6 protein-coding genes and 1 pseudogene are annotated in these 7,225 nt (G+C 70.5%); all 7 read left to right on the top strand.

Going from position 1 to position 7,225, the window contains the following annotated elements:
• A pseudogene (locus ACP4J3_RS50395) lies at nt 1–204 on the top strand (ABC transporter permease); the annotation flags it as partial.
• Nucleotides 201–1,562: an aminotransferase class III-fold pyridoxal phosphate-dependent enzyme gene (locus tag ACP4J3_RS50400; protein ID WP_426544981.1), complete on the top strand. Its 1,362-nt coding sequence runs from the start codon at nt 201–203 to the stop codon at nt 1,560–1,562. The pseudogene ACP4J3_RS50395 and the gene ACP4J3_RS50400, both read left to right, overlap by 4 nt.
• 23 nt (nt 1,563–1,585) lie before the next feature.
• Nucleotides 1,586–2,539, top strand: coding sequence for a succinylglutamate desuccinylase/aspartoacylase family protein (locus ACP4J3_RS50405; protein WP_426544983.1), 954 nt, complete (start codon nt 1,586–1,588; stop codon nt 2,537–2,539).
• A complete protein-coding gene (locus ACP4J3_RS50410) occupies nt 2,536–3,996 on the top strand; it encodes an aldehyde dehydrogenase family protein (RefSeq protein ID WP_426544985.1) in 1,461 nt (486 codons plus the stop codon). Before ACP4J3_RS50405 ends, ACP4J3_RS50410 begins: the two co-directional genes overlap by 4 nt.
• Nucleotides 3,993–4,931 carry an aldo/keto reductase gene (locus tag ACP4J3_RS50415; RefSeq protein WP_426544987.1) on the top strand — a complete coding sequence of 313 codons (939 nt, stop codon included), beginning with the start codon at nt 3,993–3,995 and terminating at the stop codon, nt 4,929–4,931. Before ACP4J3_RS50410 ends, ACP4J3_RS50415 begins: the two co-directional genes overlap by 4 nt.
• Nucleotides 4,932–4,977: 46 nt before the next feature.
• Nucleotides 4,978–5,643, top strand: a complete 666-nt coding sequence (locus ACP4J3_RS50420; RefSeq protein WP_426544989.1) for a haloacid dehalogenase type II — start codon at nt 4,978–4,980, stop codon at nt 5,641–5,643.
• A 52-nt stretch (nt 5,644–5,695) separates the two neighbouring features.
• On the top strand, nt 5,696–6,979 hold the full coding sequence (locus ACP4J3_RS50425; protein ID WP_426544991.1) for an NAD(P)/FAD-dependent oxidoreductase: 1,284 nt from the start codon (nt 5,696–5,698) through the stop codon (nt 6,977–6,979).
• The last annotated feature ends 246 nt before the right edge of the window (nt 6,980–7,225 follow it).

Below are 7,225 nucleotides of genomic sequence, written 5' to 3' on the forward strand. Positions count from 1 at the left end.
ACCCTGCCGGTGCGGGTCTACAACTCCCTCACCTTCGAGATCGACCCCAGCGTGACCGCGGTCAGCGCGCTGCTCACCGCCTTCGCGATCCTTGCCCTGGGCCTGGTGGCCCTGGTGCGCTGGATCGGCTCCGGCCGGCAGGGCTCCCTGCTCTCGGTCGAGAACACGGCAGGGGTCGCCAACCCCGCAGGCGAGGCAACATGATCGCCGCCACCTCTCAGCGGCACCTGCTGCTGAACATGACCGACAACGGCTCGCTCGCGATGCCGGGCCAGGAAGTGTTCGTCGTCCGCCGGGGCGAGGGCCCGTACGTCGAAGACATCGACGGCAGGCCCTACATCGACGGCCTGTCGGGGCTGTACTGCTGCCAGCTCGGCTACTCCTACGGCGCCGAGTTCGCCGAGGCAGCCGAACGGCAACTGCGCGAGCTGTGCTACAGCCCCCTGTGGACCGGCTCCGCGCACCCCACGGCCATCGAACTCGCCGAGCGGCTGTCCCGGATCGCCCCCGTCGACATCGAGCACACCTTCTTCTCGAGCGGTGGCGCCGAAGCCGTCGAGACCGCCTGGAAGATAGCCCGCCGCTACCACGCCCTGCGCGGCGAGCCCGGCCGCACCAAGGCGATCGCCCGGCGCGGCGCCTACCACGGCCTGACCATCGGCACCCTGTCGTTCAACGACGACCCCGGCCTGACGGAGCCGTACGGTCCGCCGGCGATCGACACCCGGTTCGTGTCGAACACCAACCGCCTCGGCCTGGCAGCGGAGTTCACGGACGACGAGGTCTACACGGCCTGGCTGCTCGCCGAGTTGGAGGCCACGATCCTGGCCGAGGGCCCCGAGACCGTCGCGATGCTCATCGCCGAGCCGGTGCAGAACCGGGGCGGCTGCATCACCCCGCCCCGGGGTTACTGGCAGGGATTGCGGGCGCTGGCCGACCGGTACGGCTTCCTGCTCGTCGCCGACGAGGTCATCACGGCCTTCGGCCGGATCGGGGAGTGGTTCGGCGGTGACCGCTACGGCGCCCGCCCGGACATGGTCACCGTCGCCAAGGGCATCACCGCCGGATACGCCCCCCTCGGCGCGACCCTCGTCGGCACCAAGGTCACCGAGGTCATCAACCGGCCCGGCGCGGTCCTGAACCACGGCTACACCTTCGCCGGGCACCCACTGAGCACGGCCATCGCCCTGCGCAACCTGGAGATCATGGAGCGCGACCGCATCCTGGACAACGTCCGCGGTCTCCAGGGGGACTTGGCCAAGCGCATGGCGGCCCTCAAGGACCTGCCGATCGTCGGCGACGTCCGGGGCACCGGGTTCTTCTACTCCTGCGAACTCGTCGGCGACCTCGACGACGGCGGCTTCAGCGCCAACGCCCGAGCCGATCTGATCGTCGACCTGATCCCACGCCGACTGCGCGAGGCCGGCCTGCTGGCCCGCGTCTACGACCGCTCCAGGCCGCTCGTCCAGATCGCGCCCCCGCTGATCAGCGACCGCGCCGTCCTCGACCGTATCGCCGCGATCATCGCGGGCACCCTCGCCGAGGCGTCCGCCCGTATCTGATCCACGTTTTGGGAAGGAACCACATGTACACCATCGGTTCGCTGACCGTCGCACCGGGCGAGCGCGCCCAGGGCCTCATCCCGGTCGGCACCAGCAGCTACGGCGTGGAGCTCGGCATTCCGCTGATCGTCGTCAACGGTGCCCAGGACGGGCCGGTCCTGTGCGTGGACGCCGGCGTGCACGGCGACGAGTACGACGGCCAGGAGGCCATCCGGCGTGTACTCGCCGAGATCGACCCGGCCACCCTGCGTGGCACCGTCGTCGGCATCCCCTGCATGAACACCCCGGCCTTCGAGGCGGCCGCCCGCGCGAGCGGCATCGACCACCTCAACCTCAACCGCATCTTCCCGGGTGACGCGGAGGGCTCGTACTCGCAGCGCCTGGCCGCCACCTTCGTCGAGCAGGTCGTCCCCGCCGTCGACGCCGTGGTCGACCTGCACACCGGCGGTGCCTACGGCGAGATCGCCCCGCTCGTCATCCTCCAGGGTGGCTACGAGGACCTGGCGACGGACCTCGCCCTCGCCGCCGGGCACGAACTGGTCTGGAAGGGCGGCAAGTGGGGCGGCACGGTCCGCCACCCCGTCCTCGCGGCCGGCAAGCCCGCCATCACCATCGAGTGCGGCGGCGCCACGTACCGCGAGACCAACGTCGAGCACCACATGAACTCGATCCGCAACATCCTGCGCAGTCTCGGCATGCTCGACGGCGAGGCGGAGCTGCGGGACACCTACACGACCGTCTCCGGCACCTTCGCCCGCTCGGCTGCCGGCGGCTTCTTCGTCGCCCGCGCCGAGCCGGGGGAGAACTGCAAGGAAGGCGACCTGATCGCCACCATCACCGACCACTACGGCAACACGCTGGAAGAGGTCAGCGCGCCGCAGGACGGCATCGTGCTGTGGGTCCGCCGGATCCGCACCGTCCGTCCTGGCGACGAGGTCGTCATCTTCGGCGAGGTGCTGGGGGAGATCCGGCCATGAGCGGCGAACTGCAGATGACCGAGCTGCTGATCGACGGCAAGCAGGTGCCGGCCGCCGACGGACGCTCCTTCACCGTCCTCGACCCGTCGAACGGCACGGCCATCGCCCAGGTGGCGCTGGCAGGCAAGGCGGATGTGGACCAGGCGGTGGCGGCGGCGCGCGCGGCCTTCACGGCACCCGAGTGGGCCGGGATGCGCGCCGCCGACCGGGGCCGGATCCTGTTCCGGATCGCGGAGGCCATCCGCTACCAGGGCGAACGGCTGGCCCGCCTGGAGAGCCAGGATGTCGGCAAGCCGCTCCGCCAGGCCAAGTCCGACGTCGAAGCGGCCGCCCGCTACTTCGAGTTCTACGCGGGCGTCGCCGACAAGCTCGGCGGCTCGACGATCCCGCTCGGACCCGGGCTGATCGACTACACCGTCCGTGAGCCGATCGGCGTCTCCGGCCAGATCATCCCGTTCAACTACCCCCTGCAGAACACCGCGAGGGGGTCCGCCCCCGCGCTGGCCGCAGGCTGCACGGTGGTGCTCAAGCCCTCACCCGAGGCGCCGCTCACCCCGCTGGAGATCGGCAGGATCGCCCTGGAGTGCGGCCTTCCGCCGGGCGTGCTGAACGTCGTCCCCGGCGACGGCGAGACCGGAGCGGCCCTCGCCGGCCACCCGGACATCGACCAGGTCACCTTCACCGGGTCCGTCCCCACCGGCATCAAGGTCGCCCAGGCCGCCGCCGCCAACGTGGTGCCCTCGGTCACCGAACTGGGCGGCAAGTCGCCGGTCGTCGTCTTCGCCGACGCCGACTTCGACCTGGCGCTCGGCGCCGTCGCCGCCTCCGCGTTCGGCAACGCCGGGCAGACCTGCTCGGCCGGCACCCGGCTGCTCCTTCAGCGCGGCGCCGAGGAGTTCCTGGACAAGCTCGTCGCGCACGCCGCGTCCCTGCGCCTCGGCCCGGGGCTCACCGACCCGGACGTCGGCCCGCTCGTCGCCGCACGGCAGCGGGACCGGGTCCTCGGCTACCTGGAGCTGGCGCGGGAGGAGGGCGCCGTGGCACGGGCCGGCGGAGGCGCCCCCTCGGACCCCGAGCTGGCCGACGGCTACTTCGTCGAGCCGACCGTCCTGACCGGACTGGACAACCAGGCCCGTTGCGCCCGTGAGGAGATCTTCGGGCCCGTCGTCACCGTCATCGAGTTCGACGACGCGGACGAGGCACTGGAGATCGCCAACGACAGCCCGTACGGCCTGGCCTCGTACGTCTGGACCCGCGACATCGACAAGGCGATGCGGATGGCCGAGGGCATCCGGGCCGGCCAGGTCTATGTCAACGCCACCGGCGTCGGAACCGGCGTCGAGCTCCCCTTCGGCGGCTACAAGCACAGCGGCTGGGGCCGGGAGAAGGGCCTCGAAGGCCTGGCCAGCTACCTGCAGACCAAGAACGTCTGCATCGGATTCGGGAACCGGTCATGAGATACCGCTCGCTCGGAGAGCGCGGCCCGACCGTCTCGGTGGTCGGCGTGGGCGGCAACAACTTCGGCAGCCGCCTCGACGAGGACGGCACGAAGGCCGTCGTCCACGCCGCCCTCGACGCGGGGATCACCCTGTTCGACACCGCCGACATGTACGGCGGGTCCGGGGAGCGGGGCGGCCTCCGCGGCGACGGTGAACGGCTGCTCGGCGCCGCGCTCAAGGGCCGCCGCGACGACGTGGTGCTGGCCACCAAGTTCGGCATGGAGATGGGCCGGGAGGCCGACCTGTACGGTCCGCGCGGATCCGGCGCCTACATCCGGTACGCGGTCGAGGCATCGCTCAGCCGGCTCGGCACCGACCGGATCGACCTGTACCAGTACCACGAACCGGACGGCGTCACGCCGTTGGAGGAAACGGTCGCCGCCCTGCGGGAACTGGTCGACGAGGGCAAGATCCGGTACATCGGCTGCTCCAACCTCCCGGCCGAGCAGGTCACGGACGCCTTCGTGTCCACCCAGGCGCGCTACCACCTGCTCGACCGCGGTGCGGAACGGGACCTGATCCCGGCCTGCCTGCACCACGGCCTCGGCCTGCTGCCGTACTACCCGCTGGCCAACGGCCTGCTCAGCGGAAAGTACCGGCGCGGCGAGGAGCCCCCGCCCGGCAGCCGGCTGTCCTGGCGGCAGGGCTGGCTCACCGACGCAGCCCTCGACAAGGCCGAAGCGCTCACCGCCTACGCCGCCGAACGCGGCCTGACCCTCCTCCAGGTCGCGGTCGGCGCACTGGCGGCCCTGCCCGCCGTCGGCTCCGTCATCTGCGGAGCCATGACACCCCACCAGGTCACCGCCAACGCGGCGGCGGCCGACTGGATACCCGACGCGGCCGACCTGGCCGCACTCGACGCGATCGTCGTCCCCGGCGAACGCGTCGTCTGAAGCCCCCACCCCCCTCTGGAAACCCGCGAGACTGAGGCTGAACACCATGAGAGAGATCGTCACCTTCGACGCCTACGCCACCCTGATCAACTTCGAGCTCGGCCCCACGACCCTGAAGGTCCTGGAGGACCGGCTGGACCTGGACAACCTGGATGTCGACGAGTTCCTCGACGACTTCCGTGTCATGCGCTTCCAGGCCGTCCTGGAGGCATACCGCCCGTACCACGAGATCCTGCACTCCAGCCTGCGCAACGCCATGCGCCTGCACGGCCTGGAGTACCGCGAGTCCGACGGCGACGCCCTGGTCGAGGCCGTCCCCACCTTCGGCCCCCACCCTGAGGTCCCGGACGCGCTGCGCGCCCTGAAGACCAAGTACGAGATCGCCATCATCTCCAACACCGACGACAACCTGATCGCGCGGAACGTCGAGAACATCGGCGTCGAGTTCGACTACGTCATCACCGCCCAGCAGGCCGGCGCCTACAAGCCGGACCGCCAGACCTTCGAATACGCCTTCAAGACCATGGGCGTCGAGCCGGCCCAGGTCATCCACGTCGCGCAGGGCTGGGAGTACGACCACATCCCGACCCGCGACCTCGGCCTGAAGCGCCGGGTGTGGATCAACCGCTACGGCCGCCTGGGCAGCTCCGACTACCAGCCGTACGACGAGCTGCCCGACCTGTCGGGCCTGCCGAAGCTCCTCGGCTGCTGACCCACGGCGCACCGGCGACACAGGACTGAAAGAACATCAGAGGACGCACGCCATGAAGCAGATCCCCTACTGGCTGGACACAGCTCCCGCCCTGCCCGACCGTTCCGGAAAGGACCTGCCCGACGAGGCGGACGTGGTGGTCATCGGCGGCGGCCTCACCGGCCTGTCCACCGCCTACCACACCGCCCGCAAGGGTGCCCGGGTCGTCCTCGTCGAGAAGGACAAGGTCGGCTCGGGCGCCTCCGGGCGCAACGGCAGCATGTGCACCCAGGGCATCACCATCAGCCCCGCCGAAGCCCGCAAGCGCTACGGCCAGGAGCGCGCACTGGAGCTGTACAACGCCTTCCGCGAGGCCGTCGACGTCGTCGAGGACCTCACGCGGACAGAACAGATCGACTGCGACTTCAACCGCGCCGGACGCCTCGGCCTGGTCTGCAAGCCCCAGCACTTCGAGGGCCTGCGCGCCAAGCAGCGCGACCTGGCCGACAACTTCGGCCACGAGACGATCGTCCTGAGCAAGAGCGAGCTGCGGGCCGAACTCGGCACGGACTACTACCACGGCGCCCTGCTCGACCCGCTCAGCGCGGGCCTGCACGTGGGCAAGTTCGTCGGCGGCCTGGCAGAAGCCGCCGAGCGCGCCGGCGCCGAGATCCACGAGCGCAACGCCGCCACCGGCCTCACCCGCCTTCCCGGCGGCGGCTTCCTGGTGGAGACCCTGCACGGCACCATCCGGGCCAAGCAGGTCATGGCGGCGACGGACGCCTACACCGACAAGTCGATGCCGTGGTTCCGCAAGCGGCTGATCAACGTCGGCAGCTTCATCATCGTCACCGAGCCGCTGGGGGAGGCGCGCGCCAAGGAACTCATCCCCAACGGCCGCCTGATGGTCGCCCACAAGAATGTCGGCCATTACGTCCGCCTCACCCCGGACAACCGCCTCGCCTTCGGCGGCCGGGCCCGCTTCGCCCCCTCCAACCCGGCCTCCGACATCAAGAGCGGCGACATCCTCAAGCGGGAGATGACCGAGATCTTCCCGCAGCTGGCGGGGGTGCGCATCGACTACGTGTGGGGCGGCATGGTCGGTTTCTCCTGGGACCGCATTCCGCACGCGGGCGAGGTCAACGGGCTGTACTACTCCATGGGTTACTGCGGCCACGGCGTCCAGATGGCCACGTACATGGGCCGCGCGGTCGCCGAGATGATGGACGGCAAGCCGGAGGCAAACCCGATGCGCGGCTTCGGCTTCCCGAAGGTCCCTGTCCCCTTCTACAACGGAACCGCCTGGTTCCTGCCGTTCGGCGGCGCCTATTACAAGGCGAAGGATCGCCTGCTCTGAGCAGGTATCCGGACGCCGGTGACACCACGGGGGCCTTGCGCGCGGTGGCGTGGAAGGCCCCCCACCATGCCTCTCGAGAGAAGGCCTCCAGCCTCATGAACAGCGTCACCCGCATCTGATCGACGCCCTCGCCGCCGTGAAGGAGGCCGCCGCGCTGGCGAATGAGGAGCTGGGGCTGCTGGAGCCGGCGAAGGCTGCTGCGATCGTCGCCGCGTGCCGGGAGATCCGGGCCGGGAAGCTGCACGA

The sequence above is a fragment of the Streptomyces sp. UG1 genome (genome assembly GCF_049974585.1).
Lineage (GTDB): Bacteria > Actinomycetota > Actinomycetes > Streptomycetales > Streptomycetaceae > Streptomyces.

Bases quoted from the DNA above. Each gene is read 5' to 3' on its own strand.
- ACP4J3_RS50420 (WP_426544989.1), top strand. From the start codon at position 4,978: ATGAGAGAGATCGTCACCTTCGACGCCTACGCCACCCTGATCAACTTC.
- ACP4J3_RS50415 (WP_426544987.1), top strand. From the start codon at position 3,993: ATGAGATACCGCTCGCTCGGAGAGCGCGGCCCGACCGTCTCGGTGGTC.
- ACP4J3_RS50410 (WP_426544985.1), top strand. From the start codon at position 2,536: ATGAGCGGCGAACTGCAGATGACCGAGCTGCTGATCGACGGCAAGCAG.
- ACP4J3_RS50405 (WP_426544983.1), top strand. From the start codon at position 1,586: ATGTACACCATCGGTTCGCTGACCGTCGCACCGGGCGAGCGCGCCCAG.
- ACP4J3_RS50400 (WP_426544981.1), top strand. From the start codon at position 201: ATGATCGCCGCCACCTCTCAGCGGCACCTGCTGCTGAACATGACCGAC.
- ACP4J3_RS50425 (WP_426544991.1), top strand. From the start codon at position 5,696: ATGAAGCAGATCCCCTACTGGCTGGACACAGCTCCCGCCCTGCCCGAC.